21 protein-coding genes and 1 pseudogene are annotated in these 25,913 nt (G+C 61.3%); 5 read left to right on the forward strand and 17 right to left on the reverse strand.

All coding sequences use genetic code 11. The features are described 5' to 3' along the window. Positions 1 to 30: 30 nt before the first annotated feature. Genes CWS35_RS32055 through CWS35_RS32070 form a run of 4 tightly spaced genes read right to left on the reverse strand, consistent with a single transcriptional unit; the run spans position 31 to position 4,600 of the window. A complete protein-coding gene (locus CWS35_RS32055) occupies positions 31 to 747 on the reverse strand; it encodes an ABC transporter ATP-binding protein (RefSeq protein ID WP_029879509.1) in 717 nt (238 codons plus the stop codon). Next, on the reverse strand, positions 728 to 2,572 hold the full coding sequence (locus tag CWS35_RS32060; RefSeq protein WP_100955361.1) for an ATP-binding cassette domain-containing protein: 1,845 nt from the start codon (positions 2,570 to 2,572) through the stop codon (positions 728 to 730). The genes CWS35_RS32055 and CWS35_RS32060 overlap by 20 nt, the downstream gene beginning before the upstream one ends. Further along, positions 2,572 to 3,435: a branched-chain amino acid ABC transporter permease gene (locus CWS35_RS32065; RefSeq protein WP_100554859.1), complete on the reverse strand. Its 864-nt coding sequence runs from the start codon at positions 3,433 to 3,435 to the stop codon at positions 2,572 to 2,574. The genes CWS35_RS32060 and CWS35_RS32065 overlap by 1 nt, the downstream gene beginning before the upstream one ends. Positions 3,436 to 3,442: 7 nt before the next feature. Continuing rightward, complete coding sequence (locus tag CWS35_RS32070) at positions 3,443 to 4,600, reverse strand: ABC transporter substrate-binding protein (RefSeq protein WP_100955362.1); 1,158 nt, start codon at positions 4,598 to 4,600, stop codon at positions 3,443 to 3,445. A 260-nt stretch (positions 4,601 to 4,860) separates the two neighbouring features. Here CWS35_RS32070 and CWS35_RS32075 point away from each other — a divergent pair, with 260 nt between their 5' ends. Further along, on the forward strand, positions 4,861 to 5,577 hold the full coding sequence (locus tag CWS35_RS32075; RefSeq protein ID WP_100554857.1) for a LuxR family transcriptional regulator: 717 nt from the start codon (positions 4,861 to 4,863) through the stop codon (positions 5,575 to 5,577). Between the two features lie 89 nt (positions 5,578 to 5,666). Next, positions 5,667 to 6,299 (forward strand): acyl-homoserine-lactone synthase, encoded by a 633-nt coding sequence (locus CWS35_RS32080; RefSeq protein WP_100554856.1) that lies wholly within the window; start codon positions 5,667 to 5,669, stop codon positions 6,297 to 6,299. A gap of 81 nt (positions 6,300 to 6,380) precedes the next feature. Here CWS35_RS32080 and istB read toward each other — a convergent pair whose 3' ends face one another. Then, complete coding sequence (gene istB / locus CWS35_RS32085) at positions 6,381 to 7,244, reverse strand: IS21-like element helper ATPase IstB (protein WP_100952425.1); 864 nt, start codon at positions 7,242 to 7,244, stop codon at positions 6,381 to 6,383. A gap of 8 nt (positions 7,245 to 7,252) precedes the next feature. Continuing rightward, positions 7,253 to 8,743: pseudogene (istA, locus tag CWS35_RS32090) on the reverse strand (IS21 family transposase); the annotation flags it as partial. A 2,193-nt stretch (positions 8,744 to 10,936) separates the two neighbouring features. Between istA and CWS35_RS32105 the strand changes: the two are divergent. Continuing rightward, positions 10,937 to 12,208, forward strand: a complete 1,272-nt coding sequence (locus tag CWS35_RS32105; RefSeq protein ID WP_145987247.1) for a hypothetical protein — start codon at positions 10,937 to 10,939, stop codon at positions 12,206 to 12,208. Positions 12,209 to 12,259: 51 nt separating this feature from the next. Here the strand turns inward: CWS35_RS32105 and CWS35_RS32110 are convergent, their stop codons facing one another. The 3 genes from CWS35_RS32110 to CWS35_RS32120 form a co-directional block, all read right to left on the reverse strand. Then, the gene (locus tag CWS35_RS32110) at positions 12,260 to 13,039 is read right to left on the reverse strand and encodes an enoyl-CoA hydratase/isomerase family protein (RefSeq protein ID WP_024585003.1); all 780 of its coding nucleotides are present in this window, start codon (positions 13,037 to 13,039) and stop codon (positions 12,260 to 12,262) included. 77 nt (positions 13,040 to 13,116) lie between these two features. Continuing rightward, positions 13,117 to 15,216: a molybdopterin oxidoreductase family protein gene (locus CWS35_RS32115; protein ID WP_024585004.1), complete on the reverse strand. Its 2,100-nt coding sequence runs from the start codon at positions 15,214 to 15,216 to the stop codon at positions 13,117 to 13,119. Between the two features lie 123 nt (positions 15,217 to 15,339). Further along, on the reverse strand, positions 15,340 to 16,410 hold the full coding sequence (locus CWS35_RS32120; protein WP_244442341.1) for a substrate-binding domain-containing protein: 1,071 nt from the start codon (positions 16,408 to 16,410) through the stop codon (positions 15,340 to 15,342). Between the two features lie 280 nt (positions 16,411 to 16,690). Here CWS35_RS32120 and CWS35_RS32125 point away from each other — a divergent pair, with 280 nt between their 5' ends. Beyond that, entirely contained in the window at positions 16,691 to 17,767 is a 1,077-nt protein-coding gene (locus CWS35_RS32125) for an amidohydrolase family protein (RefSeq protein ID WP_024585006.1), read from the forward strand. 71 nt (positions 17,768 to 17,838) lie between these two features. On the opposite strand, the gene CWS35_RS32130 is transcribed toward CWS35_RS32125, so the two are convergent. From CWS35_RS32130 to CWS35_RS32160, 7 genes are all read right to left on the reverse strand, one after another. Further along, positions 17,839 to 18,108, reverse strand: coding sequence for a hypothetical protein (locus CWS35_RS32130; RefSeq protein ID WP_024585007.1), 270 nt, complete (start codon positions 18,106 to 18,108; stop codon positions 17,839 to 17,841). Between the two features lie 137 nt (positions 18,109 to 18,245). Next, complete coding sequence (locus CWS35_RS32135; protein WP_029880252.1) at positions 18,246 to 18,989, reverse strand: Crp/Fnr family transcriptional regulator; 744 nt, start codon at positions 18,987 to 18,989, stop codon at positions 18,246 to 18,248. A gap of 279 nt (positions 18,990 to 19,268) precedes the next feature. Next, complete coding sequence (locus CWS35_RS32140) at positions 19,269 to 20,108, reverse strand: phosphodiesterase (RefSeq protein ID WP_024585009.1); 840 nt, start codon at positions 20,106 to 20,108, stop codon at positions 19,269 to 19,271. A gap of 3 nt (positions 20,109 to 20,111) precedes the next feature. Beyond that, complete coding sequence (locus tag CWS35_RS32145; RefSeq protein ID WP_024585010.1) at positions 20,112 to 21,176, reverse strand: ABC transporter ATP-binding protein; 1,065 nt, start codon at positions 21,174 to 21,176, stop codon at positions 20,112 to 20,114. Then, complete coding sequence (locus CWS35_RS32150; protein ID WP_024585011.1) at positions 21,173 to 21,958, reverse strand: ABC transporter permease; 786 nt, start codon at positions 21,956 to 21,958, stop codon at positions 21,173 to 21,175. The genes CWS35_RS32145 and CWS35_RS32150 overlap by 4 nt, the downstream gene beginning before the upstream one ends. 4 nt (positions 21,959 to 21,962) lie before the next feature. Beyond that, positions 21,963 to 22,778 (reverse strand): ABC transporter permease, encoded by an 816-nt coding sequence (locus CWS35_RS32155; RefSeq protein WP_024585012.1) that lies wholly within the window; start codon positions 22,776 to 22,778, stop codon positions 21,963 to 21,965. A 37-nt stretch (positions 22,779 to 22,815) separates the two neighbouring features. Next, positions 22,816 to 23,823: an ABC transporter substrate-binding protein gene (locus tag CWS35_RS32160; RefSeq protein ID WP_024585013.1), complete on the reverse strand. Its 1,008-nt coding sequence runs from the start codon at positions 23,821 to 23,823 to the stop codon at positions 22,816 to 22,818. Between the two features lie 187 nt (positions 23,824 to 24,010). Here CWS35_RS32160 and CWS35_RS32165 point away from each other — a divergent pair, with 187 nt between their 5' ends. Further along, complete coding sequence (locus tag CWS35_RS32165; protein ID WP_043855062.1) at positions 24,011 to 25,162, forward strand: zinc-binding dehydrogenase; 1,152 nt, start codon at positions 24,011 to 24,013, stop codon at positions 25,160 to 25,162. Between the two features lie 43 nt (positions 25,163 to 25,205). On the opposite strand, the gene CWS35_RS32170 is transcribed toward CWS35_RS32165, so the two are convergent. Then, the gene (locus CWS35_RS32170) at positions 25,206 to 25,910 is read right to left on the reverse strand and encodes an ABC transporter ATP-binding protein (RefSeq protein ID WP_043855061.1); all 705 of its coding nucleotides are present in this window, start codon (positions 25,908 to 25,910) and stop codon (positions 25,206 to 25,208) included. Positions 25,911 to 25,913 lie beyond the last annotated feature (3 nt).

Consider the following 25,913-nt stretch of genomic DNA (forward strand, 5'->3'; position numbering starts at 1 on the left):
CTATCCTCAATCAGGCCGCCGGTACTAATATCAGCCACCGAGATAGGCGGAACTCACACGCTCGTCCGCCAACAGGTCTGCAGCAGCGGCTGAAGCAACGACACGCCCGAGTTCAAAGACGTAGCCTCGATGGCTTACCTCGAGCGCGAGCAAGGCGTTCTGCTCCACAAGAAGTATGGAAACTCCGTCCCTGTTGATCTCGCCCAGCGTTTCGAACACCTGCTCGACAAGGTTAGGCGCAAGACCAAGCGACGGCTCGTCAAGCAGGACCAGCTTAGGCCGCGCCACAAGCGCACGGCCGATCGCGAGCATTTGCTGCTGGCCGCCAGAAAGCGACCAGGCTGATTGATTGCGGCGCTGTGCGAGGACTGGAAAGAGTGAAAATATCTTGTCGATTTCCTTGAGAAGTTCACTGCCGCTGCCCTTCCACGGGGTAGCCGCAATCCGCAGGTTGTCATTAACGCTGAGCCCCGGGATGACGCCGCGCCCTTCCGGAACCATCGAGGCACCTAGCCGGACAATGTCGGCCGTTGCCAGCCCATCGACTGGCCTTCCGTCAAACCGGATCGAGCCGAGACGGGGGCGCAACAAACCCATGATTGCCCGCAATGCCGTGGATTTACCGGCACCGTTTGCACCGATCAGTGTGACAAACTCTCCGGCTTCCACATGAAGGGATACATCGTGCAGGACGTCCGAAGCATCGCCATACCCGGTGGAGAGGCCATCAATTGCGAGCAGAGACATGTTGCTCCAACCTCCTCGATAGTTTCTTGCCAAGATAGGCTTCCACGACGAACGGGTCGTTGCGGATATCCTGGGGGGATCCCTCAGCGATCTTGCGGCCGAAGTTCAGGACGGTAATCCGGTCGGCGACGCGCATCACCAGGGGCATGTTGTGTTCCACGATCAGCACGGTAATGCCGATCTGGCGCAGCCGGCGAATACGTTCGACCAGTCGCTCGGCTTCGTTCGGATTGAGGCCCGCCGCCGGTTCGTCGAGCATGATCATTCTGGGGCGCCGCGCGACCGCTCTCGCAATCTCGACCATGCGCTGAACTTCATGGGGAAGCGTCTTCACCACCCGGTCGCGCAAATCGAGCACACCAGCGAACCGCATCGCCAACTCTGCCTGATCGCGCAGGACGTCGACGTCCGCCTGTGAAGCTTTGCCACCTAGCAGAACGCCTCCCAGGCCTCCCCTAAGATCTACGTTAGCGCCAACCATGACGTTCTGCTCGACCGTCAGGCTTGAGAACAGCCTCAAATTCTGGAAGGTGCGCACCAGTCCATGATCAGCGACATCCCACACTCTGTCCTGCGCAATCGTTCGACCATCGAACTCGATGCTTCCCGAACTCACCCTGTAGATGCCGCTGGCCATATTGATGAACGTGGATTTTCCCGAGCCATTCGGACCGATCAGCGCATGGACCGTGCCGGCCCTTACTTCCAGGTTCAGATCGTCGACCGCTTTCAGGCCGCCGAATTGCCGACTGACACTCCTCGCAACCAGCAACGGGCCCGGGCAAGGCTTGGGCGGCTCATCGACCGAAGGGACGATTGAAAGTGACGCACGTTCGATTCCCTGCACCGACGCAACGATAGCAGGCTCGGCCACGGGCGGCCTGGAGCGGCCCGCAGACAGTCCGGGGAAGCGATCGCGAAGCCACCCTCCCAATCCCATTGGAAGAAAGAGAATCATGGCCACGATGCCTGCGCCGAATATCAGCTGATAGTAGACGTCCGAGACCCTCAGCACTTCGGGCATGAAGATAATCGCCGCAGCTCCCAACACAGGCCCAAAGACGGTTCCTGCGCCGCCGATCACGACCATGGCAAGAAGCTGCGCAGTGAGATCGAAGGAGAACACGTCCGGACTGATATAGGCCAGCAGATGCGCATACAGCGACCCAGCGAGACCCGCGATCGCCGCGCTCACCCCAAGCGCCCCGACCTTTCCGAGCGTCACGTTGACGCCCGACGCTCCGGCTGCGAGTTCCGCATCGCGAATTGCTCTGAGCTTCAACCCGAAGATCGACTTGTCGAACCGGCTCACCAGCAAAAGAACAGCAAGCAGGACACCCAGGCCGAGATAGAAGAAGCGCTCGTTTGTATCAAACGCAAAGCCGCCGACCGACGGCGCCGGGATATTGCCGACTCCATCCATGCCATGAGTGACGGCCCGCCAGTTCAGAAAGAGCTGACGCATGATCTCGCCAAACCCGAGCGTGGCAAGCGCCAAATAGTGGCCACGCAGACGGAGTGTCGGGAGGCCGACACAGACGCCCACAAGACCGGCGAGCACGCCGGCGAGTCCAAAACAGGGCCAGAATGCAAGACCCGACGATCCCGACGTAAGAAGTGCGGATGTGTAGGCGCCAATTCCAAAGAATCCCGCATGTCCCAGTGAGATCTGGCCCGCGTAGCCCATGACAATGTTCAGGCTCACGCTAAGCAGACCGAATACGATCGTCAGATTGATCAATCGCACATAGTAGTCGGGCAGTCCCAGCCACGGCAGGACACATATCGCCAGCGCGGCGAGCGCAATGAGAAGGTAACGGGTCATCAGACGCGATCCTCCGCCGGACCACCGAATATTCCGCGAGGAAACGTCAGCAAGAGCAAGATCAGCAATCCGAACACAATCGTGTCCCGGAATGTCGATGAGACAAAGACAGCGATCAGGATCTCCATCACGCCGACGAGCAGGCCACCCACTACGGCTCCCGGGATGCTCCCGAAGCCACCGACGATCACCCCGATGAACGCCTTCAGGATCAAGCCGCCCCCCATATCCGGATCGATCAGGAAGATCGGAGCAACCAGCACACCGGCTATGCCGGCCAGGAGCGTCGACACCATGAAGGTGATGACAATCGTCCTGTTCAATCGAATGCCGAGAAGCTCCGACATCTCGGGATTCTGGGCGGTCGCTCGAATCCGCCTGCCAAGATCCGTCCCGAAAAACAGGATATACTGCACAACCAGCGCAACGAACGTTGCAAGAATGATGAACAGATTTTCCGGTGTCAGCGCGATGTCACCGACCCGAATGGTGCTCATTGCAAGGAAAGACGGCATCTTGAGAGGATTTGGCCCCCACACGATCAGTGCCAGGTTGCGCAACATGATCGAAACGCCGATGGTCGCGATGATAAAGGCTACCATCGGCCGCTTCCGCAGGGGCTCGAACAGAACAAGGTAGTAGACCGCGCCGAACGCGGTCATGATGGCGAGCGCTACGGCAGCGGCCGCCCAAATGGGGAGGCCTGCTGTGAAAGCCGAATAGAACACGTAGGCGGAGAACATGACGAACTCGCCATGAGCGAAGTTCAGACCGTGCGTGGCATTGTAGATCAGGATGAATCCAAACCCTACCAACGCGTAGATGCACCCCATCGCAAAGCCTGTGGCGATTACCTGAGTCATGACCGGCCTACTCGCTTTCGGACGCGCGCACGATTTTCGCGCTTCCGTCGGGCAGAAACTTCATGATCACTGCGCGATGCCAGAGGTTCCCTTCCCCGTCCGCCCGATACGTCCCGATGATTCCTTCGTAGGGCATCTCTCGCATGCCCTTGGTGATGCTCTCGCGATCCACGCCGTATTTTTTCATCACCTCAGCTAGCATATGAGCGACGTCGTAGTAGAACGTTTCGTTTACATCAGGAGACATTCTTGTCTTCGCGACATACTTCCTGATGAACTCCTGGACTTTGGGATTCGGGTTCAGCTCGGGCAGAATATCGGGCCCTTCGCAATAGCGACCGGCGAGCTCGTCGTGCGTCAAAAGGTGCCGCAACGCTGTTGCGCAGAGCGACGCCGAGCCTACGTGCGGTATTTCAATATTGAGCTGCCTCATCTGCCGCACGACGAGCGCCTCGTCGACCGGATGCCCTTGCGTGAAGATTACGTCGGCACCATCGCTCTTCATCTGCAGCAGTTGGGCGGTAAGGTCACGATCGGTTGGCTGATACGATGCGACAGACACCGGCTTCAATTGCCTGAACTGTTCCAGATATCCTGTGACGTTGTCCCGTCCCGAATATCCCCACTCATTGGCTACATGGATGATCCCGACGCGTGATTTCTTGAGATCTTCGAGCATGAAGCGCGTCACAAGCTGCTTCGTCACGCCATCGTGGCTGGTCGCACGGAAGAAGTACTTGACGTTTTGCTGAGTGACCCGCCGCGTGCTCGGTCCGGCGAACGTCGGCAAATGCTCCCGCTCGATGGTTGGAAACATGGCGAGGATCTGGGTTCCAAGGGCCGGCCCGAACATGGCCACCGGCTTCGATTGCAGCAGGCGGTTGAGGGCATTAATCGCCACGGTGTTTGACGCCTGGCTGTCCTCGATCTGCAGCTTGATCGGACGGCCGTTGATGCCGCCTGCGGCATTCACCTCGTCCACGGCGATTTGAACCGCATCGGAGAACGGACTGCCATACGCAGCCAGCGGCCCGGTCAGCGGAACGACCACGCCAACCAGAACAGGATCACGTTGCGCCTGAGCCAAGCTAACTGACGGCATCAGCGAAAGCGTCGCGGCCATAAGAAGCAATCGAGCAAGAATAGTCGCAAGACGACTGCGCATACTTCGTATCCCCCTTTTTGAATTCCCGATCTGACAGACACCCGCATCGCAGCGACAGGCATCAACAGCGGACGTAATCCAGAACGGGCATTCACTGCCTGCCCTGCCGCTCTCAAATCGTAATATCTGACATTTCAGTTTTCGAAATCAACCTGATTGATCTAACATTTTTTGTCAACACCCTATTCGTGGATATTCGGGTGGTTGGACCGGCTACCGCCGGGCATAAGTCACTGACCGAGAGTTGAGAGGCGCCGACCATGCACCGCGTCTTCCAGGACTTCATCGATCGTCTTTCAGACGCGGGTCGCATTGAGGACTTTGCTGACGCAATGACGGCCATCTGTGCTGCGTTCGAGCTATCCCATTTTGCTTATCTGGCGATGCCGGCCGCCGGCGAGACGAAACCACGACTCATTTCGACCTATCCAAGGGCGTGGACTTCGTACTATCTGGCAAGGAGATATCAGCGGATTGACCCAGTCATTACGGAAGCCTTCAGCCGGACAGAACCTTTTGAGTGGGGACTCGGTCACTCAGCGGATCGCTATCCGCCAGCATCCATCTTCCTGCTTGAGGAAGCGGCAGCTTACGGAATTCGCGCCGGCTTCACCGTGCCCATCCATGACGGACATGGTCCGCCAGCAGCGCTGACCTTCGCTTCAGATCAACGCATCACTTTCCTCAATGCGCAGTCGCGGGCCATCCAGCTCATCGCCATGTACTTCCATGCTCACGTGCGCCGGGGCGTGATCAGTGAGCGCGTCGTTGACGGCAAGGCGTTGTCGCCACGAGAGGTGGAATGTCTGGAGTGGGCGTCACAAGGCAAGAGCGCCTGGGAGATCGGGAGCATCCTCGGCATCTCCCGGCACACGGTGGCTTCCCACCTCGATAGCGCCAAGGAGAAGCTCGGAGTTCGCACAGTCGTTCAGGCGGCAACTCGCCTCTTGGCTGCAAAACAAGAAAAGCGCAATTAAGGCGAAACATCTCCCTCAGCTGCGGGTGGTGCGTAGAACCTGCAAGTCGGATTCCATGAGGCATTGATCAATGCTGTTTGGAGCCGAGTATGATTCAACTGATCACCGAGCAGCGCTATGGCGCGTTCGTAGAAGCTCTTAGCTCAATGCACAGGCTGAGGTACCGGGTCTTCAAGGAGCGCCTTGAGTGGGAAGTCCATACCACCGGCGACATGGAGATCGACAGTTTCGACGCACTCCATCCTTCATATCTCCTTCAACGGGGATCGGACGGCGAGGTGCGAGGTTGCGTTCGATTGCTGCCGTCTGTCGGCCCGACCATGCTCCGTGACACCTTTCCCATGCTTCTCGCAGGCCGCAGCGCACCATCAAGCCGCGCAATATGGGAGAGCAGCCGCTTTGCGCTGGAGATCCCGGGCGAGGTTCCCACAGGAAGGCACGGGATTTCCCGCGCCACTTATGAACTGTTTGCCGCAATGATCGAATTCGGGCTTTCGAGACAACTCTCCGACATTGTCACTGTGACAGATGCGCGAATGGAGCGAATCCTGCGTCGCGCGGGCTGGCCTCTGCGGCGCATAGGTGACCCGCGCACGCTTGGAAAAACCACGGCAGTTGCCGGATATCTCGAGATATCAAACCAAAGTCTGGCGACGCTCAGGCAGATCGGTGACCTCGCCGAATGTGCCCTGTGGGAGCCGGTCGCAGCCGCTACAGTCTGATACGATGCACGTTTATCAGTTACATGTGTGCAGCTGGCGATGCTTCCATTCTCGAGCGACGGCATGATGCGTCGGCCGATGTCAATCGGCCTGCAAATTTGACCCCTCATCGGCGTCCAATTTTGACCCCTTCGTGCGGCGGGCTTTGCTGGTAGCGCTCGTCTCGTCGGAGCTGGCCGGGATAGCGGAGGCGAGACGAGCGCGGGTGGCGTGATCGTCGTCTCGGCTCTTGAACCGCCAACTATCGTTGCCGGTCTCGACAATGTCGCAGTGATGCGTCAATCGGTCGAGCAGCGCCGTGGTCATTTTGGCGTCGCCGAACACGCTCGGCCATTCGCCGAAGGCGAGATTGGTCGTCACGATGACGGAGGCGCGCTCATAGAGCCGGCTGACGAGGTGGAAGAGGAGCTGGCCACCGGACAGGGCGAAGGGCAAATAGCCGAGTTCATCCAGCACGATGAAGTCCATCCGGGTCAGATGCTCGGCGAGCCGTCCTTGCCGTCCGTTGCGGGTCTCGGTCTCGAGGCGATTGACGAGGTCGACTACGTTGAAGAAGCGGCCGCGGGCACCGGATCGGATGCAGCTTCTGGCGATAGCAATGGCCAGGTGGGTCTTCCCTGTGCCGGTGCCGCCAACCAGCACGACGTTGCGTTGTTGGGCGATGAAGCCGCCGCCAGCGAGATCATTGACGAGAGTCTGATTGATCGGCGTGCCGTCGAACTGGAAGTCGGCGATGTCCTTGGCAAGCGGCAGCTTGGCGATGGTGAGCTGGTACTTGATCGAGCGGGCCTGCTTCTCGTTGATCTCGGCGTTGAGCAGGTCGCCGACAATGCGCTGAGGTTCGTGCTGGCGCTTGACGGCAGTTGCCATGATCTCGTCGAAGGCAGCCTTCATGCCGTAGAGCTTGAGTTCGCCCATGAGGTCGAAGATTTGGGTTCGTTCCATCAGATGGTCCTCCGGAGGTTGTCGTAGCGGGCACAATCGGCAATCGGCGCATGACGGAGCGTCAGTGCGGCCGGCGTCATGATGTTGGCCGGTGAAGCGGGTTCACGTTGACGGGCCAGGATATTGAGCACGACATCGGCGGAATGGACGCCATGACCGAGCGCTTCGGCACAGGCCGCTTCCACCGCGGGCAGACCGTCAGTCAGCACCGCGTTGAGGATGTCGACCATCTGCCGATTGCCATCTTCGGTACTGGCAAGCTTGCGCCGGATCCGCTCGATCGCGGCCGGCAGCACCCAGTCTTTGAAGGGAGCACCGTTGCGCAAGGCGCCGGGTTTGCGGGCGAGCACCGGCACATAATGCCACGGGTCGTAGACGGTATCGCCGCGGCCAAAGGATCGCGGGTGCTCGGCAACGATGCGTCCATCCTGACGGATCACGATGCGATCGGCATAGGCTTGAACTTCGACCGGCCGTCCGACTGCGCTGGCTGCGACCGAGTACTTGTTGTTGTCGAAGCGCACCAGGCAGGTCTTCGAGACCGATGCCGTCACCGCATGGAAGCCGTCGAAGCGGCCGGCATAGGGAACGAGTTTGGGGCGTTCGGCTTCGAACGCCTCCCAGATCGTCTGATCGACCAGCTCCGGATGGCGATGAGCCTTGGCATAGGCGATGCATTTGTCGAGCAGCCAGGCGTTTAACTCGTCGAGGTTTTTGAACCGCAGCCGCGGCGTGAAGAAGCGCTCCCGAACCAGCCCGACCTGGTTCTCGACCTGCCCCTTCTCCCAGCCCGACGCCGGCGTGCAGGCGACTGGATCGACCAGATAGTGGCTGCACATCTGCAGGAAGCGGCGATTGTAGAGACGCCCTTTACCGACGAAGATCGTCTCTACGGCGGTCTTCATGTTGTCGTAGATGCCGCGGGTGCAGGTGCCTTTGAACAGGGCGAACGCCCGGTCGTGGGCGTCGAACACCATCTCCTGCGTCTCCCGCGGATAGGCCCGCACGAACAGCATGCGGCTGTGACAGAGCCGGACATGGGCGGCCTTCACCATCACCGTGGTCCCGCTCAGCAAGACCACCTCGTGGCTCCAGTCGAACTGGTAGGCTTCGCCTGGGGCAAAGCTCAGCGGGACATAAGCCGCCGCGGTCGATTGCCCGCGTTCTTTGCTCCACCGCCTGGCGTAACGCCGCACGGCATCGTAACCGCCGTCGTAGCCGCGGCCGCGCAGCTCTTCGAAGATCCGGATCAACGTCAGCTGTTCACGAGCCGATTTGGCCGCGTTCGCCGCCAGCAATCCGTCAAGCTCTACTGCCCATCGTCCCAGCTTTGGCCGCGGCTGCACCGACCGCTCGTACTCGAACGAGGTCTCTCCCGACCTCAGCACCTTCCGGACCGTGTTCCGCGACACCTTCAGGTCACGGGCGATCTCCTTGATCGTCTTGCCTTTGATGAAGTGCTCGCGCCGTATGCGCGCAATCGTCTCCACAACCAGCATCCCCAACCACCTGCTTTAGCCCAAAGCAGGTGGCGCAATAGCCCAGTGGTGGGGGTCAATTTTGGACGCCGAACCCCCGGCTTAGGGGGCAATATTGCAGGCCGAATGACAGAAAATGTCTGCCGAAGCGAAGCGGAGGCAAGAGAAAGAGGCAGCCGACGAAGGGGCAGTGATAGCGACGCGGGCATGCAATGCCCGCGGGCACCGAGACGACTGCAGTCGCGAGACCGGTTCAACAAGGCACCCGCGTTCGGGGCAGTGATAGCGACGCCGGCATGCAATGCCGGCGGCCCCTAGCGCGAGTGCCTCCGGCGAGCGACACCGTATCGCGCGAGGGATCGAAGCCGGACGGCCGAGACGCGTGAGCGGCTGGGTTCACGAGAGCCCGGTCCGCGGCTCGCGGACGCGCCCTACTCTCTCGCTATTGGCTGCATAATTGAAGGTTAAGCGAAACGTTGGCGTCGCGTACCGCCCGCCGGGCGCCCCTCCAAACAGCACGATTTCTCCAAGATGCGGGTTCGCGCGATCCTGAAAGACCCTCGCGCTGACGAGACCGGAGCCGAGAGGCGGCAGCGACGTCTTTGCGAGATTCAAAGTCACATGCTGCGAATCTCCTGCCGCCGCTGCGAGCGGATCGTGGAAATCCAGACCGCCGACGCCGTCCGATTGTATGGCCGCAACGCGGTCTGGAAGGATGTGGCAGAGCGATTGCTCGACAACACCTGCCAGCAGCGCCTCCGAATATCACCCCACGCCCACGGAGGCGACTGCAGTCGCAAGACCGGCAAGAGGGGCACCCGCGTTTGGGGCAGTGATAACGGCGCTGGCATGCAGTGCCGACGTCCCCTAACGCGAGAGCCCCCGGCGAGCGACACATTTCGATCCCTTTCCGATGGTCCGGGAGTCAAGTCCCACCGCCTCGGGATTTCAGCCACACAGCCGCTGCTCCGATCAGGGCTGTCAGCACACCACCCCACCAGATCGAGCGCGGCCGCGCGGCGCTGATCGAACTGAGATATAGAAATGCTCCGAGTGCAACACCATAGTGCTTGCGAAAATCACCGCTCCTACGCGCGATTTCGACGAGGTCCGACGATCTCATCTGCTGATCTGTCATCACGGCTCACCTCATACTTAAGCATTCAAGATACGCGTGAGTTGGTCATCACGTCCAGCTAAATTTCGCTTTTTCCGAAAAATGTGATCGAACTCCTTAGCGCGAGAGATCGACGCTCGCGAGGGCCGTAAAGCGAGCGGCACGGTTCACGAGAGCCCGGCCGCTTCAAGCGGCGCCCAAGAGACCACCATTTTGAGCTTCCGGCGAACGATCATCATGTGACCGTCCCCAACTCAGACCTCCTTGCAAGCGAAGCGTTCCCGTTGTGGATCAATCAGATAAGCGCTCGAACCGTCACACTGCTGCCTGCCAAACAGACCGCAGGCTTGCATGACGACGAGCGCGGTGATCATTGCTCAATACGCAGATGTGAATTCACCTGCAGTACGCGCTATTCCGACAAGATGAGTCCGAACAGGGTGACATCCGCTGATTTTCCAACACGGCAGTCAGAACGAACCCCCATAACATGCTAGATTCAGCTGACTCTCGCTGAGCGGCTCAGCATGACAACGCGAGCGTAAGGCGGAGGATAGCCCTTCAGTTTTGCGATCGTCGATCAATTAGACAAATCGGCTCTCCGAGACTCGCCCATGGCGGAACTTTGTCTGACTTAGGCAGACCTCGTCCACCTACCTTTTTGCACGCCAAAGCCGCTAATCACCTCGTTCGAGAATTGATTCCTTGTTTTGCCAGCTTTGCAAGCTCCGATTGGAATGTTCAGGTGATCGGATAACAGACGGCATGACGCATCGTGTAATTATTCCGGCTCGCTATCCACCTATCGGAGCGTGGCCGGCCCTCATGCTGGCCGACATGGCCGCAGCATATCTGGATTTCACCAACACACGTGAACTCGCGCGAGCCGTAAGACGCGGGGAGGCACCACCGCCAGTCGCGTATCGTGGGATCGGGCGGGCCCGACAACCAGTTTGGTCCAAGGCCGCGATCGATCTTTTCACAAGCCCGCGTTCCGGCGTCAATCGAGATGGAATCGTAGGTGAGGATCTAGCTTCCCTCGTAAGACCCCGAGCTTTGCAGCATTGAAGCTTCCCCGGTACTGCCGATTGAGGCCATTGAAAAGCGGTCAATGTGGATATTATTTCGAACCGCCTACATGGGCGCGCCAAGAGGGATGCCCTGTCCATGCCGAAGCATTGGGGCAAGACCAAGCGATCGCTGTTGATAGAGCCGAGAATATTCTGCTGCCGGCCTTTGACAGCTGGCGATCTAACGGTCTGACCGATATGGTCCCAGCTTCCCCTGCACTTGGCACGTTCGATTGGCTGGTCAGCGTCTTCAAGGCGCACCAGAAATGGGCCGAGATCGATTTCAAGACCCAACGATTATATGGCCAAGGGTTAGCGCTCTTCGCAAGCCATGAATTGAGCGATGGCAGCCGCGCAGGCTCAAAGCAACTCGCTGATTTCACAAAAGGATTTGTCGACGCGATCTACGCGAACCTGCTCGTCGTCGAGCATAAAGACAAATGGGGAAAGATCGTCAAGCGTGAGCGTCGTCGGTTCGCAAATGCGGCCATGACCGCTTGCAGGAGGGCTTGGTACGTTGGTCAGCGCGCTCAAGAGGCGACTGTGCCGCCAGTCAACCCGTTCGCGCGGATGGGTCTAAAATCGCGCGGCCCCGGCCAATCGGTGCGCGAGACGCCGACGGCAACGTGGGAAGAACTTGTTCTGTTCAGGCGAGCTGCAAGCAGATTGGGGTACCATTCGGTCGCAACCGCTGCATTGCTCTCCTGGGAATGGCTGCAACGCGAAGAACATATATTTGGCGCTTTCGAAAATGCGCACTATCGGCCGAAAGAGCGGCCCGATAGCGTGAAGATTGTGCATCCAAAGAACGGCGAAGAAGCCTGGTGGCCGCTATTCGATGAGAGACGGCATTCATTGTTTCCTGAACTGATGGCAGAGCTTGATGCTCTCAAGGACAGAATTGCCTTTGGATTGGTCTTTCGGCGTGATCATGCTCATCGCAAGTCATCCGATCTGGTTCCGTGGATTACTGAGCGCAAGGATCTGCGATACCTTCGGCACGTCGTCAAAAAGATAATCATAGCAGCTGGACTGCGAAAAGAGCTATCATTCACGTCCTTTCGGCATGGTGGGTTCACGGAGGGGGCCGACAGCGATCTCACGGATGCTGAACTACGTACCGCCGGTCGTCATCGCTCGAGACATCAGCTCCCGACCTACGCTAAGCGGACGCAGAAACAGTTGATTGCTGCTGCTAAAAAGCGCCGGGAGGAGCGAACCAGAACGGGAGCTTTGCTAGGTGGTACTCTCACTCCTATTTCTCCGATCGATTCGGTAAAGGACACTTCTGACCTCTGATCGCCCAGGCACGCGCCCTATTCTCAGCTAAAGGAGTTTCAATCCTTCAGCCTATCGCCCCGTCCATGACGGTTTTCGCTTCTCGCCGAAGGCCTTGAGGCCTTCCTTGGCGTCCTCGGTCATCGCGAGCAGCGCGATCTGGCTCTCGGTGTAGGCGATGCTTTCGTCGAACGACATCGAGGCGATCGCGCGCATGGCGTATTTGCCGCGACGGATCGCGGTCGGCGACTTGTCGACGATGCGGCCGATCAGCCAATCGACCTTGGCATCGAGCTCCGCCGCCGGTACGACGTGGTTGAGAAGGCCGGCGGCCTGGGCGGCGCTGGCGTCGAACGGCTCGCCGGTCAGCGCCCATTCGTTGACCAGGCGCGGCGGCGCGATCGATTGCAGCAGGCTCAGCACCTGCATCGGAAACACGCCGACCTTCACCTCAGGCAGCCCGAAGATCACATGATCGGCGGCGACCGCCATGTCGGTCATGCACAACAGCCCCATGCCGCCCGCCATGCAGACGCCGCCGACCCGCGCGATCGCGGGCTTGGTCGCGTTCTGCGACAGCCGCAACAGGTCGGCGTAGTCGACATTCGGCCGCGAGAAATCCATCGAGAACGCCGCGCCGCTGTTCTGCAGATCGGCGCCGGCGCAGAACGCCTTGTCTCCCGCGCCGGTCAGCACGATGACGCGCACGTCCTTGTCGTCATGGGCATCGCGATAGCCCTTGGCGATGCCTGCGATCACACCGGCATTAAGCGCGTTGCGTTTGTCCGGGCGGTTGATGGTGATCCAGAGCGCCTGCCCGCGCTTTTCCAAGAGGACGCTGTTATCGGTCATGTTTCCTGCCCGGTTTCTTGCTGTGAGCCGTTGTCAGCCCACATTTGCGGCAGGATCGGCGCCGACTGCAAGCAGGATTATGCCGCGGCTGGCGCCTTCCTGATCCAGACCTTGTTGTCGTGGAACGCAGCACCGCCGACCGGCGCGACGGCTTCGGCCCCGGTCAGCATGTTGATGCCGCGGCCGCCGATATGCGACTTGTTCGGATGGATCGATTCGGCGATCAGCACGCCGCGGCGAACGCCATCGAACAGTTTTGCGGTCAGCGTGGTCTCGCCGCGCATGTTGCCGAGCGTCACCGCGTCACCGTCGGCGATCGAGAGTCCTGCCGCATCGTCCGGATGGATCATCACCGTCGGCGCGCCCTCGCGGGCCTGCGACGACGGCGTTTCGTTGAAACTGGTGTTGAGGAAGCTGCGCGAGGGCGACGTCGCAAGCCGGAACGGGTGCTGCGCATCCGCCTCCTCGATGATCGTCCAGTGATCGGGCAGCGAGGGCATCTTGTCCCACGCCCCCATCAACCCTCCCGAACCGACCGGGACCTTGCCCCAATCGACCCTGAAGTGGAATTTCTTGTCAGGATGCGCAAAGCCGTCGAGATAATGCGAGGTGCGAAAATCTGGTTGCAGGTCGCGCCAGATATCGGCCTCGAGCTTCTCGATATCGCCATGGCCGCTCTTCTTCAGCGTCGCATCGATCAATTCGCGCGCCGTCATGTCGAAGCCCGGATGCACGGCGTTGAGCCGGCGGCCGAGGCCCTGCATCACCTCGTGATTGGAGCGGCACTCGCCGGGCGGATCGATCAGCTTGGGGCCGACCGAGATGTGCTGATGGCCGCCGCCGTAATAGAGGTCGTCGTGCTCCATGAACATGGTCGCCGGCAGCACGATGTCGGCCATCTGCGCCGTCTCGGTCATGAACTGCTCGTGCACCGCGACGAACAGGTCCTCGCGGGCAAAGCCCTGTCGCACCAGCGCCTGCTCGGGCGCCACCGTCATTGGATTGGTGTTCTGGATCAGCATCGCCTTGACCGGGCCACCGCCCTTCAGCGCCTCGGCATCGCCGGTCAGGACGCGGCCGATCTTGGACTGATCGAGAACGCGCGTCGCGGGATCGATCGCGTCGTGGCCTTCGATGATGGATTCGTCGAAGCGCCAGATCCCGGCATTGTTGAAGAACGCACCGCCGCCCTCATATTGCCAGGCGCCGGTCACCGCGGGGATGCACAGCGCGGCGTGCATCTGGGCGGCGCCATTGCGGCTGCGGGTGAAACCGTAGCCGAGGCGGAAGAACGAGCGCTTGGTGGTGCCGACCAGCTGCGCGAAGGCTTCGATCTCCTCGACCGGCACGCCTGAGATCGCCGACGCCCATTCCGGCGTGCGGGTCTTCAGGTGCGCCTCCAGCTCGTCGGGGCAATCGGTATAGCGCGCCAGATAATCGCGGTCGGCCAATCCCTCGCGGAACAGCACATGCATCACGGCGCAGGCGAACGCGCCATCGGTGCCGGGCCGCAGCAGGATCTTGATGTCGGCCTGCTTCATGGTCTCGTTGTTGTAGACGTCGATCGCCGCGATCTTGGCACCGCGCTCCTTGCGGGCGCGGGACGCGTGCGTCATCACGTTGACCTGGGTGTTGACCGGATTGGTGCCCCAGATCACGACGAGGTCGGAGACGCCCATCTCGCGGGGATCGACGCCGGCGACCTTGCCGGTGCCGACCGCAAAGCCGATGCGCGCGATGGTCGAGCAAATCGTGCCGTAGAAGCGCGAATACTTCTTCACATGCGAGAGGCGATTGAGGCCGTCGCGCATCACCAGCCCCATGGTGCCGGCGTAGTAATAAGGCCAGACCGACTCGGCACCGAACTCCCGCTCGGCGGCATCGAAACGCGCCGCGATCTCGTCCAGCGCCTCGTCCCATGAAATTCGCACGAACTGGCCGGACCCCTTCGCGCCGGTCCGACGCAGCGGGTACATCAGCCGTTCGGCGTGATGGATCCGCTCCGCGTAACGCGCGACCTTGGCGCAGACGACGCCGGCGGTGTAGGTCTGCAGCTTGGAGCCGCGCACCCTACCGATCGAGCGGCCCTCGATCACCTCGACGTCGAGCGCACAGGCCGAGGGGCAGTCGTGCGGACAGGTGGAATGGCGGATGTCGACCTTGGCATGCTGGTTCATGGCCAGATTGGTACCATCAAATCCCGGCTCCGCCGAGGGGCATTATTGACCCAGCCTGGGCGAAAACCGGACAGAAGCCATGCAGCAGGCGCCCCGGATCCAACCGCTGGGCCAACCCCTCCGTCAGACCCGGAAGATACGGCTGTAACGCGCCTTGATCGATTCCCCTTCCCGCTCCACCGCCGCAGGGTCATCCTTCATCGTCTTGATGTCTTTCAGCGGTCGTCGTCCAGCCTTCTCCTTGACCTGCGCGTGGACCGAGCGGAGGCCGCCGATCTCGATATTGAGCTGCTGCCCCTCACGCCCGAGCGCGAAGGATTGAAACAACCTCGCGGCGTTCGGATGCGGACAGTCCTTGAAGATGCCGTTCGGGCCGACGATGAGCGGCGACCCCTCGGTGGCGTAAACCGGCTCGACCGGGCGGCTCATCTCCTTCATCTGAAAGATGTTGTACTCGTTGCCATCGGCCATGACAGCGCGCTCGCCGAGATCGAGCTTCTTCGGCGGATCCGTCGAGGACTGCACCTGCATGATGTTCTGCTTGGCGAGCTGCTCGAAAAAGCTCCAGCCGAGATCGCGCTGCATCTGATAAGTCGCGGTCATGATGGTGCCGCTGTAGCCGGGATGCGCCTTGACGATCTTGCCCTTCCATTTCGGATCGAGCAGATCGGCAAAACTTTTTGGCGCCTCTTCGGCTTTCACGAGATTGGTGTTGTAGGCAATGATCGACAGCCAGACCCGGAAGCTGGCAAACTGACCATCCGGATCGCGATGCTCCTCCGGATAGTATTTTGCGACTTCCTCCGGGACATAAGGTGCGAGAATGCCGTCACGTTTCCAGACGATGAAATGCGCGGCGTCGGACGAGTTGACGACGTCGACCGCGTGAATGTTGCTGGAATATTCCTGGCCGACCCGCTGGAACACGCGCTCCGCGCCGGTGCGCTCGACGCGTACGCTGATGTAGGGATATTTCGCCTCGAACGCCTTCGCCAACTTCTCCGCGACCGGCAGATCGGTCGAAGTGTAATAGACGACCTCGCCTTCCTTCTTCGCTGCCTCGATCAGCGCCGGGGTCACCGGCTCGGCTGGCGGCGCCGCGGCCATTACGCGCGTCGAAAGGGCAGCCCCTGCCAGCACGGCACCGCTACCCTTCAGCATATCGCGGCGCGACAGCCCAGAATGCTTCCTCATATGGTTCCCCGCACGCGATGACGAAGTTGAGTACACCGTCGTCCCGCCGTTATTCCGACACGTGAAGACGGAGTCCGTCGTCGACGGACGCTTCAGGTTGCAGCGAGACTCTTGAGGGAGAAACAAGACTAAAGTTGGGGGAAAACATCATCGCAAGGACTGGGATTGCGCCGGACCAAGCGGATCAACACTGCGCGACACGCACCGCGTGTAGCCTTGCGGCAGTCAACCCCCGTCCTTACGCTCCCCGTCCATAACAAGACCAAGGGAGACGAACGTCATGGCGACGAGACGGGATGTGCTGAAGGCAGCAGCCGGCATCGTGTTTTGCAGTTGCGGGCTGATGCACAATGCGAATGCACAACAATCGCGCCAAAAGCTGCCGGTCACCGTCAATGGCAAGCGTGTCAAGACGATCGACATCCACGCGCATTGCCACTTCCGCGAGGCGGGAGCCCTGCTCGGCGCGGACGCCGCAAGGTTTCAATTGCCGCCGGTCAACGGCGCCGCGGAGGCCTTCATCGCGATCGACAAGCGCCTGGCTGCAATGGACGCGCAGGCCGTCGACATGGAGGTGCTCTCGATCAATCCGTTCTGGTACGACCGCGATCGCGATCTCGCCGCGAAGATCGTGAAAATCCAGAATGAAAAGCTCGCCGAACTCTGCGCCGCGAAGCCCGACCGGTTCGCGGCTTTCGCCTCGCTGACGCTGCAAGCGCCCGATCTCGCGGCGCAGGAACTGGAGACGGCGATCAAGAAGCAGGGCCTGAAAGGGGCGGCGATCGGCGGTGTCGTCGATGGCGTCGAGTTCTCCGATCCGAAATTTCATCCGGTATGGGCCAGGGCCGAGGAACTCGGTGTCCCCCTGTTCATCCATCCGCAGGGCATGCCCGAATTGAACAAGCGGCTGTCAGGCAATGGTTGGCTGGGCAACACCATTGCCAACCCGCTCGAGACCACGATCGCGCTCTCTCATCTGATCTTCGAAGGCACGCTGGACCGCTTCCCGGGATTGAAGATCATCGCCGCACATGGCGGCGGCTACCTCCCCTCCGACCGCTCGGACCATGCCTGCCTGGTCGGTCCGAAGGGATGCAATCCGGAGATCAAGCTCCGGAAGGCACCGACGGAGTATCTGAAGCAGATCTATTTCGATTCCCTGATCTTCACGCCTGAAGCCATCCGGCATCTTGCCGCCCAGGTCGGCGCCGGCCAGATCGTGTTGGGAAGCGACTATCCCTATCCATGGCAACTGGCACCGGTCGACCACATCTTCGCCTGCTCGTCTTTGAGCGACGACGAAAAAGCCAACATTCTTGGACGGACCGCAGCAAAGCTGCTCGACATTGTCGCGTAACCACGACAGCCGGCTGCCGAACAATCCGATTGCCGACGTCGCGCCTCGGCGTACGCCGCTGTTATCGAGCCTCAGTAGGCTTTCACTGTGCGTATTTGGTTGCCGGGTTGAGCGACGGGCGCCGGCTCGGCAATCGCGGGCGCCGGATCGGTGTCGACCGAGTTGGTCAAGGCGAACTCAGCCTGTGCCGCGTCCGATATCCATTTGACCGCGGCCGGGTGACTGACCAGCATCCCGATCAACGCAATCACAACGAGCACCGGCAAGGCGATGAGCTTGATGCTGAAGCTCTGGTAATTGCTTTCCGGGTCCTGCTGTCGCTTGTCGAAAGAGCCCTGCATGGATTCCTCCACGTTGCGGATGCGCTCCCCCGAAGCGTGACTTACCGCAGCGCACGCAAGGCCGATGTGAATGGTTTCACAGGCTTGGCCAGCTCACCGTTTCGTGAAATGCCTGATCGGCCACGCAGCCGGGATGACTACTCGCCATCGTCAGCGCCAGCGTCGACCAATTCCTGAAGCGACCCGGGCTTCAGCACGACAATCGCGCCATGTTCAAGCCGCACCCAACCGCGTGTCGCCCATGCCCGGAGTTGCTTGTTGATGCTCTCGCGCGTCATGCCGACCATCTCGCTGATCTCTTGCTGGGTGATCGAGATGGTGCGCCCCTGCGGCTCACGCTTGTGCTTGTCGCTGAGACGGAGCAGCGCGCTGGCAAGGCGGCCGGGCAGATCCTGCAAGATGACCTGCTCGACCTGGTCGCTGGTCCGGCGCAACCGCTCGCACAGCAATTCGATGAACTTCATCGCAAGCGACGGCTGGCTGCGCACGAACGGAATGAACTCGCGCCGGTCGATGACGAACAGCTCGCAATTGGTGTTGGCCGTGGCATCGGCGGTCCGCGACAGGCCGTCGAGCAGCGCGATCTCCCCGAAGATCTCTCCAGCCTCGATCAGGTTGAGAATGGCGTTGCGGCCTTCCGGCGACGAGATGCTGATCTTCACGGTGCCCGAGATGACCGCAATCAGGCTCGTGCCGGGATCGCCCTTGGAAAAGATCATCGTGCCGCGCTTCAGCGTGATGTGCTTGGCGTAGCGGCAGAGTTGATCGAATGCTTCAGGCTCGAGATCGGCGAAGTAAGGATGCTTGCGCAGCACCGACAGCTTGTTGCTCGAGAACGACGACGCGCCGGCAGTTCGTTCTATGGGCGGCGCACCGGTCATTGTGATCCAAACTGATTGTGTTGCGTTCGATCGGCCCACCACCTGCGTGGACACCGACAAAGCCATCGATCAATGAAAGCGGAGAGAACTATAGCCCCAGCGAGGCCCTACAGCAACCAAGGCCCCAGCCACTCACACGGCCAGACGAAATCCGGCAAAGTACAATTTGGAATAAATAAACGCCTAGTTGCAACGCTCAATTGCAGTCAGTCGCCGCACCCAATTTGAGCAACCGGCGACAATCCCGTCTGGCGGAACATATCTGTGGGGTCGCCCCGCCTACAGCAGCTTGCCGTCGGGCCCGAAGAACGGGTGCGGCCCGTCAAACTGACCGATCGGGACCTGGTGCGTGACCAGCTGCCCAAAGCCTTCTCCGGGAAACCACGTATGCAGGTGAAACGCAGGCGGTTCCACCCTGAACGAAGGCTCTCGCAGTTGCCCGAGATCCAGGTCGACCGCGTGGTTCGGGGCGGGGCACAATGTCACGGGAATGCCAGCGAAGGTGGTGAGCATGGCACGATGAACGTGCCCACACCCGATCAGCTGCACGCGCGGGTGACGCCTGACGATTCTCGCCAGCTCTTCGGCATTGAAGAGATCTTGCCGATCCATGTGCCAGATGCCGCCCTTGAACGGCGGGTGATGCAGGAAGAGCAGCGCGGGCCGGTCGACCGCGGTCGCCAGCGCCGCGTCCAGCCATTGCAACGTCGACGCCTCGAGCGCGCCATGCGGCTTCCCGGCGACACTCGAATCGAGCAGCAGGAGATCGATACCGTCGACCTCGATCTTCTGATCGAGCGGGCCCGTCGCGTGGGCATAGGGTGCCGATGGAAACGCGGCGCGCATCCAAGCCCGCGAGTCGTGATTGCCAGGAACGCCGGCAAACGGCACGCGCAGCGGCGCGAGCAACCGCTTGAGATGGTCGTATTCCTCGACCGACGGCGTATCGACGAGGTCGCCGGAGATGACGACGAAATCGGGCGCCGGCGCGAATGCGTTCAGCGCAGCGACACAGCTTTCAAGCGCCTTGGCGGTATCGACCCGGCCATACGCCAACGCATCGGGCGGCTTGATGTGGAGATCGGAGATCTGGGCGATCAGGATCGGCTTCGATGACATCGATCAATCTCGGGGTTCGGATGGCAGCACACGAAGCGCGTCGGGCGCAATGGAAAGCCCGATTCGATCGCCGACTTCAGCTCGTATGGTATTGGGAGCATCGACATTGAGCGGCTTGCTCGACACACCACTGACGACAAGCCGCTGCCGGTCGCCGATGAAACTGACGGCATCGACGATTCCGGCGAGCGCTCCGGCTCCGGTCTCCGTCACGCGAATGGTTTCGGGACGGATCATCACGGTCGCATTCGCAGTCGTCGTGCCCCCCTCGATCGGCAATCGCCCGCCGGGCAGGATCAATATGCCGTTCTCGATCGGAGCTTCCACGATGTTCGCCGCCCCGATGAACTCGGCGACGAAGCGATCCTTCGGCATGAAGTAGACCTCGCGCGGCGTGCCGATCTGGGCGATCGCCCCTTTGCGCATCACGACGATGCGATCCCCCAGTTCCATGGCCTCGGCCTGATCGTGGGTGACGTAGATCGTCGTGATGCCGAGTGCGCGCAGCAGCCGGTTGAGCTCGCTTCGCAACCGGTCGCGCAAGGCGGCATCGAGCGCGGTCAACGGCTCGTCGAGCAGCAATATCCCGGGCCGGATCGCTACCGCCCGTGCCAACGCGACGCGCTGACGCTGGCCGCCCGACAGCTGGTCGATGCGGCGGTTCTCCAGTCCCGTGATGTTGGTGAGGGCCACCAGCTCGGCGACGCGCGCGGCACGCTCGCTGCTGGCGACACCTCGGATCTTCAGCCCATAGGCGATGTTGTCCGCCACCGTCATGTTTGGGAACAGGGCGTAGGATTGAAACACCATCCCGACATTGCGCCGCTCGATCGGGACCGACGTCATATCCTTGCCGTCGAACAGCACCTTGCCGCCGACATCAGGCAGCTCGAGGCCCGCAATGATGCGCAGCATCGTGGTCTTGCCGCAGCCGGAAGGTCCAAGCAACACCAGCGTCTCGCCCCGCGCGATGTCGAGGGTCGCCGGATCAAGGGCGCGCGTGCCGTCGGCAAAGGTCTTGCCGCACGCCTCGATCCGCACCGCTGCACCATGGCCGGACGTACTCATCTTTTTCGATCCTTGTCGGCCAGCAGTTGCATCGCGACGAGCAGCGGAATGATCATCACGAAGAAGATCAAGGTATAGGCCGAGGCCACCTCGAGACGCATCGAGGCGTAGCTGTCGGCGAGCCCGATCGGCAGCGTCTTGGTCAACGGCGTGTGCAGCATCCAGGTCAGGTTGAACTCACCGAGCGACAGCGTGACCACCATCAATGCGCCAGCCAGAATGCCCGGCAGCGCATTGGGCACGATGACGTCGCGAAATCGCCGCCATGGCGACGCCCCGAGCGATGCCGCGCCCTCGTCCAACGTCTTGATATCCACGGTCGCAAACACCGCCATGACCGAGCGCACCATGAACGGCATGGTGAAGATCACGTGGCCGACCAGGATGAACAGCCAGGACCGTCGGAAGTTGCCGAAGCTGCCATAGGAGAGCAGCAGCGCAAGCGCGATCGCGAGCCCGGGAATTGCAAGCGGCAGTGTGATGATCTCCTCGACGATGCGGGCGAGCCGGCCGCCGCGCGTATGCAGGGCATAGGCCGCAGGAACTCCCACAAGCAGCGTGACGGCGAGGGTCGCGAACGCGATCACGAAGGACAGCAGAATGGTGCCGGCATAGAGTTCCCAGACCTGCGCGACCCATTGCAGCGTCACGCCGGATTGGATGCCCCTGAAGTAATTGACGGTCACGCCGGCGGAGATCGAAAGCCCGGCGGGCACCACCAGGAACGCCGCAACGAGCAGCGTGAAGATGAATTGGCCGGCGAAGATCAGACGATCGCGCATGCGTTCACCCGGCCGCCGCGACCGCACTGCCGCTGAAGGTGCGGGCGAGCGCGAGAATGAGCCAGGTGATCAGGCCGAGCCCCACCGACAGCGCAGCCGAGGTCGCGAAATTGGCGGCCAGCGTGAACTCGGTGTAGATCAGCATCGGCAGCACGTCGATATTGGTCGCCAGCGTGAAGGCGGTCCCGAACGCCCCCATCGCGGTGGCAAACGCGATCGCGCCGGACGCGACGAAGGCCGGCGCCAGCGCCGGCAGCACGACGTCGCGCTGTACGGCCCAGGGGCTCGCCCCAAGCGAACGCGCGGCCTCCTCCAGCCCGACATCCAGCTTCTGCACAGCCGCCATGATGGTGAGGATGACGCGCGGGATCGAGAAATAGAGATAACCCAGGAAGAGCCCGTAGATCGAATAGGCGAACACGAACTTCTCACCGAACATCCGGTTCGAGAGATCGCCGATCAGCCCCTGCCGGCCCGCCAGCAGGATGATCATGAAGCCGACTACCACGCCGGGAAAAGCCAGCGGAAAGGTCAGCATCGCGATCAGCACGGCCCGCCCGGGAAAGCGGTGCCGCTGCAAGAACATTCCGGCGATGGTCGCCACGATCAACGTGACGACCGTGGTCGCCGCCGCCAAAAGCACGGTATTGATCAGCGTCGCGCGATAGCGGGCTTCCGTCAGGATCGCGAGATAGCCGGCGAGCCCGTGCGGACCTTCCGCGCCCGCCACCACCAGCCGCGCCATCGGCAACAGGAAGAATGCCGTCGTCACGACCGCAAGCGGCAGCAGGCAGAGCCAGACAAATGACTTTTGCGACATCGGAAGAATGGTGCCCCGCGAAGGGCACCATATTGCCTCAGCGCACCTCGGCGAGATAGCGGTCGACGAAGGCTTTTTGCACGTTTTCCATCTCGCCCCAGTCGACGCTCTTGGCGCGGGCATAGTCGCTGTCGGGCAGGAATTTTCCCTTCACGGAAGCCGGCAGTTCGATCGGACGAGCCGGACGCAGATAGGCATTGGTCCAGATCGCCTGCCCCTTGTCGGAGAGGAGATAGTCCATCACCTTCTTGGCCTTCTCCTTGTCGGGTGCGTTCTTCACAAGACCGACGACATAGGGAAACACCACCGAGCCTTCGCAGGGGATGACGAACTCGAAATTGCCCTTCTCCGAGTACTTCGCGCGGTAGGCGTTGAAGTCGTAGTCGAACAGGATCGGCATCTCGCCGGAGACGACGCGGGCATAGGACGTCTGCTTGGGCACGATAGGATCGTTCTTGCGAAGCTCCTTGAAGAAATTGATCGCGGGATCGAAATTGGTCGGCGAGCCGCCGAGCGCCAGATTGACCGCAACGGCGCCGACATAGCCCACCGCGGCAGACGACGGGTCGAGATAGCCGACCATGCCCTTGTAATCGGGCTTCAGCAGATCTTTCCAGCAGGCCGGCACCGGCTTGCCGCCGAGCGCATCCTTGTTCACGAACAGGCCGAGCGTGCCAGAGTGGATCGTGGTCCAATATCCATCCGAGTCCTTGAGGCCGGCCGGGACCTGGTCCCAATGCGCCGGCTTGTAGGGCTCGAGCGCGTCCTGGGCCTTGGCCTTCATGCCGAAGGTGACGCCGAAATAGCCGATGTCGCCGACCGGATTGCTCTTCTCGGCCAGGATCTGGGCCAGCGCCTGGCCGGAATTCTTGTTGTCGTGGGGGATATCGTAGTTGAGGTCCGTCTTGATCGCCTTCAGCATCGAGGCCCAGTCGGCCCATTCCGGCGGGCAATTGTAGCAGATCACGTCGGCCGCCCTGGCAGATTGCCACGGCGCGATCAGTGTCAGCGCCAGCAACGCAAGGACGAGGCGGACGTTCTTCATGGGAGGCTCCGGTCTGGGAGAGGATGCAATGAGGACTTCAACATCAACGGAGCGACCAAGTATAGGCCGCGTATGAATGTTTTGCGACGCGCTTGTTGCCATGCAGCAAATGGCGCGCGCCGGCCATCGGATGCTCGCGGCAGCGCGGCGTTTCGCGCTAGGCTGCTAGCCAAAAGAGGAAGCGCCCATGTACCAGCCCCCCGGCGTCACGATATCGCTCGATCTTCCCGTGCCCGATCTGATGAAAGCCTGGGTCCTCGGTGATCCGGACCAGCTGCTGCTACGCGACAAGCCAACGCCGGTCCCGTCGCGCGCCGAGGTGCTGGTGCGCATCGACGCGGTCGCGATCTGCGCGACCGATCTCGAGATCATCCATCTGGGCTCGCCGGCGAGCATTCTGGGCGGCCTGCCCTTCAACAAGAACTTCACGCCGGGTCACGAATACATGGGCACGGTTGCGGCGCTCGGCCCCAACGTGGACGAGTTCAGGATCGGCGAGCGGGTCAGCGTCGAGATCCATGCAGGCTGCGGCCAATGCAAGCGCTGCCGCCAGGGCATGTACACGTCGTGTCTCAACTATGGAAAACCCGAGAAGGGTCATCGCGCCAACGGCTTCACGACCGACGGCGGATTCGCGGAGTACGCCGTGAATCACATCAACACGCTGGCGCGCGTACCCGACACCATGAGCGATGCCGAGGCAACGCTCGTGGTGACCGCCGGTACGTCGATGTACGGCTTGACGGAACTGGGGGGATTGGTTGCCGGCGAGAGTGTCGTGGTGATCGGCCCGGGGCCGATCGGACTGCTCGCAGTGGCGGTCGCCAAGGCGCTGGGCGCCAGCCCGGTGATCCTGACCGGAACCCGCAACAAGCGGCTCTCGATCGGGCGGGAGCTAGGGGCCGACCGCGTCATCAACATCAACGACGAAGACGCCGTTGCGGTGGTGAAGCAACTGACAGGGGGGATCGGTGCGGACTATGTCGTCGAATGCGCCGGCACCGAAGCGACACTCAACCAGGCCATTCACATGACCAATCGTGGCGGCAAGATCTGTCTCGCCGCCTTCCCGCACGAGGCCGCGACGCTGGACATCGCGCATCTCGTGCGGAACAACATCTACGCTTACGGCATCCGCGGCGAAGGCAAGAGCGCCACCCACCGCGCCATGGAACTGATGGCGGCGAAGCGGTTCGACGCCACCAGGATCCACACGCATACATTTCCGTTGGCCGACCTGCCGACGGCACTCAGATATGCGCGGGACCGCGTCGATGACGCAATCAAGGTCGTCGTCACCAATCGCGCGGCCGACGCGATCGCCAGCGCCGCGGAGTAAGGCGGTTTGGGCTGTGTACAGGATGCAGTTCTCGACAGATCGCTCAAACCGAGCAATAGCGCTCCTTGATCTCGTCGTCGGCCAATAGCGCCTGCGCCGACGCCTGGTGCACCACCGCGCCCTGATCGAGGACATAGGCACGATCGGCGATACCGAGCGCCAGTTCGACGTTCTGCTCGACCAGCAGGATGGTCGCGCCCTGTGCCTTCATGCGACGGAACAGCTCGAACATCTCGTCGACCAGCACCGGCATGATGCCCTCCGAGGGCTCATCCAGCATGATCAGGTCGGGCTTTGCGATCATCGCCCGCGCGATCGCCAGCATCTGCTGCTCGCCGCCGGACATCGTGACCGCCTCCTGGTCCATGCGCTCGGCCAGTCGCGGAAATATCGCGGCGATCTCGGCGATCAGCTCGGCTTCCCGCTTCTTGTGCTTCGATGCGACCAGCCCGAGCCGCAGATTCTCACGAACGGACAAGCCCTGCACGATCCGCCGCTCTTCGGGCACATAGGCGAGCCCCAACGCGAAGCGCACATGCGCCGGCTGGCGCAGCAACTCCTCGCCCTTGAAATTGACCGAGCCGCGCGTCCGCCCCATCAACCCCATGATCGATTTCAGCGTCGTCGTCTTGCCGGCGCCGTTACGGCCGATCAGGCAAACGATCTCGCCTTTGGTGACCTCGAGACTGATGTCCTGCAACGCATGACTTGCGCCATACCAGGCATTGAGCTTGCTGATCTGCAGCATCGC

This window comes from Bradyrhizobium sp. SK17, assembly GCF_002831585.1.
Lineage (GTDB): Bacteria > Pseudomonadota > Alphaproteobacteria > Rhizobiales > Xanthobacteraceae > Bradyrhizobium.

Excerpts from the sequence above, each read along its gene's own strand:
- CWS35_RS32130 (WP_024585007.1), bottom strand. The coding sequence starts at position 18,108 with ATGCAGGGCTCTTTCGACAAGCGACAGCAGGACCCGGAAAGCAATTAC.
- CWS35_RS32165 (WP_043855062.1), top strand. The coding sequence starts at position 24,011 with ATGTACCAGCCCCCCGGCGTCACGATATCGCTCGATCTTCCCGTGCCC.
- CWS35_RS32055 (WP_029879509.1), bottom strand. The coding sequence starts at position 747 with ATGTCTCTGCTCGCAATTGATGGCCTCTCCACCGGGTATGGCGATGCT.
- CWS35_RS32140 (WP_024585009.1), bottom strand. The coding sequence starts at position 20,108 with ATGTCATCGAAGCCGATCCTGATCGCCCAGATCTCCGATCTCCACATC.
- istB (WP_100952425.1), bottom strand. The coding sequence starts at position 7,244 with ATGGAACGAACCCAAATCTTCGACCTCATGGGCGAACTCAAGCTCTAC.
- CWS35_RS32070 (WP_100955362.1), bottom strand. The coding sequence starts at position 4,600 with ATGCGCAGTCGTCTTGCGACTATTCTTGCTCGATTGCTTCTTATGGCC.
- CWS35_RS32120 (WP_244442341.1), bottom strand. The coding sequence starts at position 16,410 with ATGAGGAAGCATTCTGGGCTGTCGCGCCGCGATATGCTGAAGGGTAGC.
- CWS35_RS32115 (WP_024585004.1), bottom strand. The coding sequence starts at position 15,216 with ATGAACCAGCATGCCAAGGTCGACATCCGCCATTCCACCTGTCCGCAC.
- CWS35_RS32080 (WP_100554856.1), top strand. The coding sequence starts at position 5,667 with ATGATTCAACTGATCACCGAGCAGCGCTATGGCGCGTTCGTAGAAGCT.
- CWS35_RS32145 (WP_024585010.1), bottom strand. The coding sequence starts at position 21,176 with ATGAGTACGTCCGGCCATGGTGCAGCGGTGCGGATCGAGGCGTGCGGC.
- CWS35_RS32170 (WP_043855061.1), bottom strand. The coding sequence starts at position 25,910 with ATGCTGCAGATCAGCAAGCTCAATGCCTGGTATGGCGCAAGTCATGCG.
- CWS35_RS32135 (WP_029880252.1), bottom strand. The coding sequence starts at position 18,989 with ATGACCGGTGCGCCGCCCATAGAACGAACTGCCGGCGCGTCGTCGTTC.
- CWS35_RS32155 (WP_024585012.1), bottom strand. The coding sequence starts at position 22,778 with ATGTCGCAAAAGTCATTTGTCTGGCTCTGCCTGCTGCCGCTTGCGGTC.
- CWS35_RS32160 (WP_024585013.1), bottom strand. The coding sequence starts at position 23,823 with ATGAAGAACGTCCGCCTCGTCCTTGCGTTGCTGGCGCTGACACTGATC.
- CWS35_RS32075 (WP_100554857.1), top strand. The coding sequence starts at position 4,861 with ATGCACCGCGTCTTCCAGGACTTCATCGATCGTCTTTCAGACGCGGGT.
- CWS35_RS32150 (WP_024585011.1), bottom strand. The coding sequence starts at position 21,958 with ATGCGCGATCGTCTGATCTTCGCCGGCCAATTCATCTTCACGCTGCTC.
- CWS35_RS32110 (WP_024585003.1), bottom strand. The coding sequence starts at position 13,039 with ATGACCGATAACAGCGTCCTCTTGGAAAAGCGCGGGCAGGCGCTCTGG.
- CWS35_RS32065 (WP_100554859.1), bottom strand. The coding sequence starts at position 3,435 with ATGACTCAGGTAATCGCCACAGGCTTTGCGATGGGGTGCATCTACGCG.
- CWS35_RS32125 (WP_024585006.1), top strand. The coding sequence starts at position 16,691 with ATGGCGACGAGACGGGATGTGCTGAAGGCAGCAGCCGGCATCGTGTTT.
- CWS35_RS32060 (WP_100955361.1), bottom strand. The coding sequence starts at position 2,572 with ATGACCCGTTACCTTCTCATTGCGCTCGCCGCGCTGGCGATATGTGTC.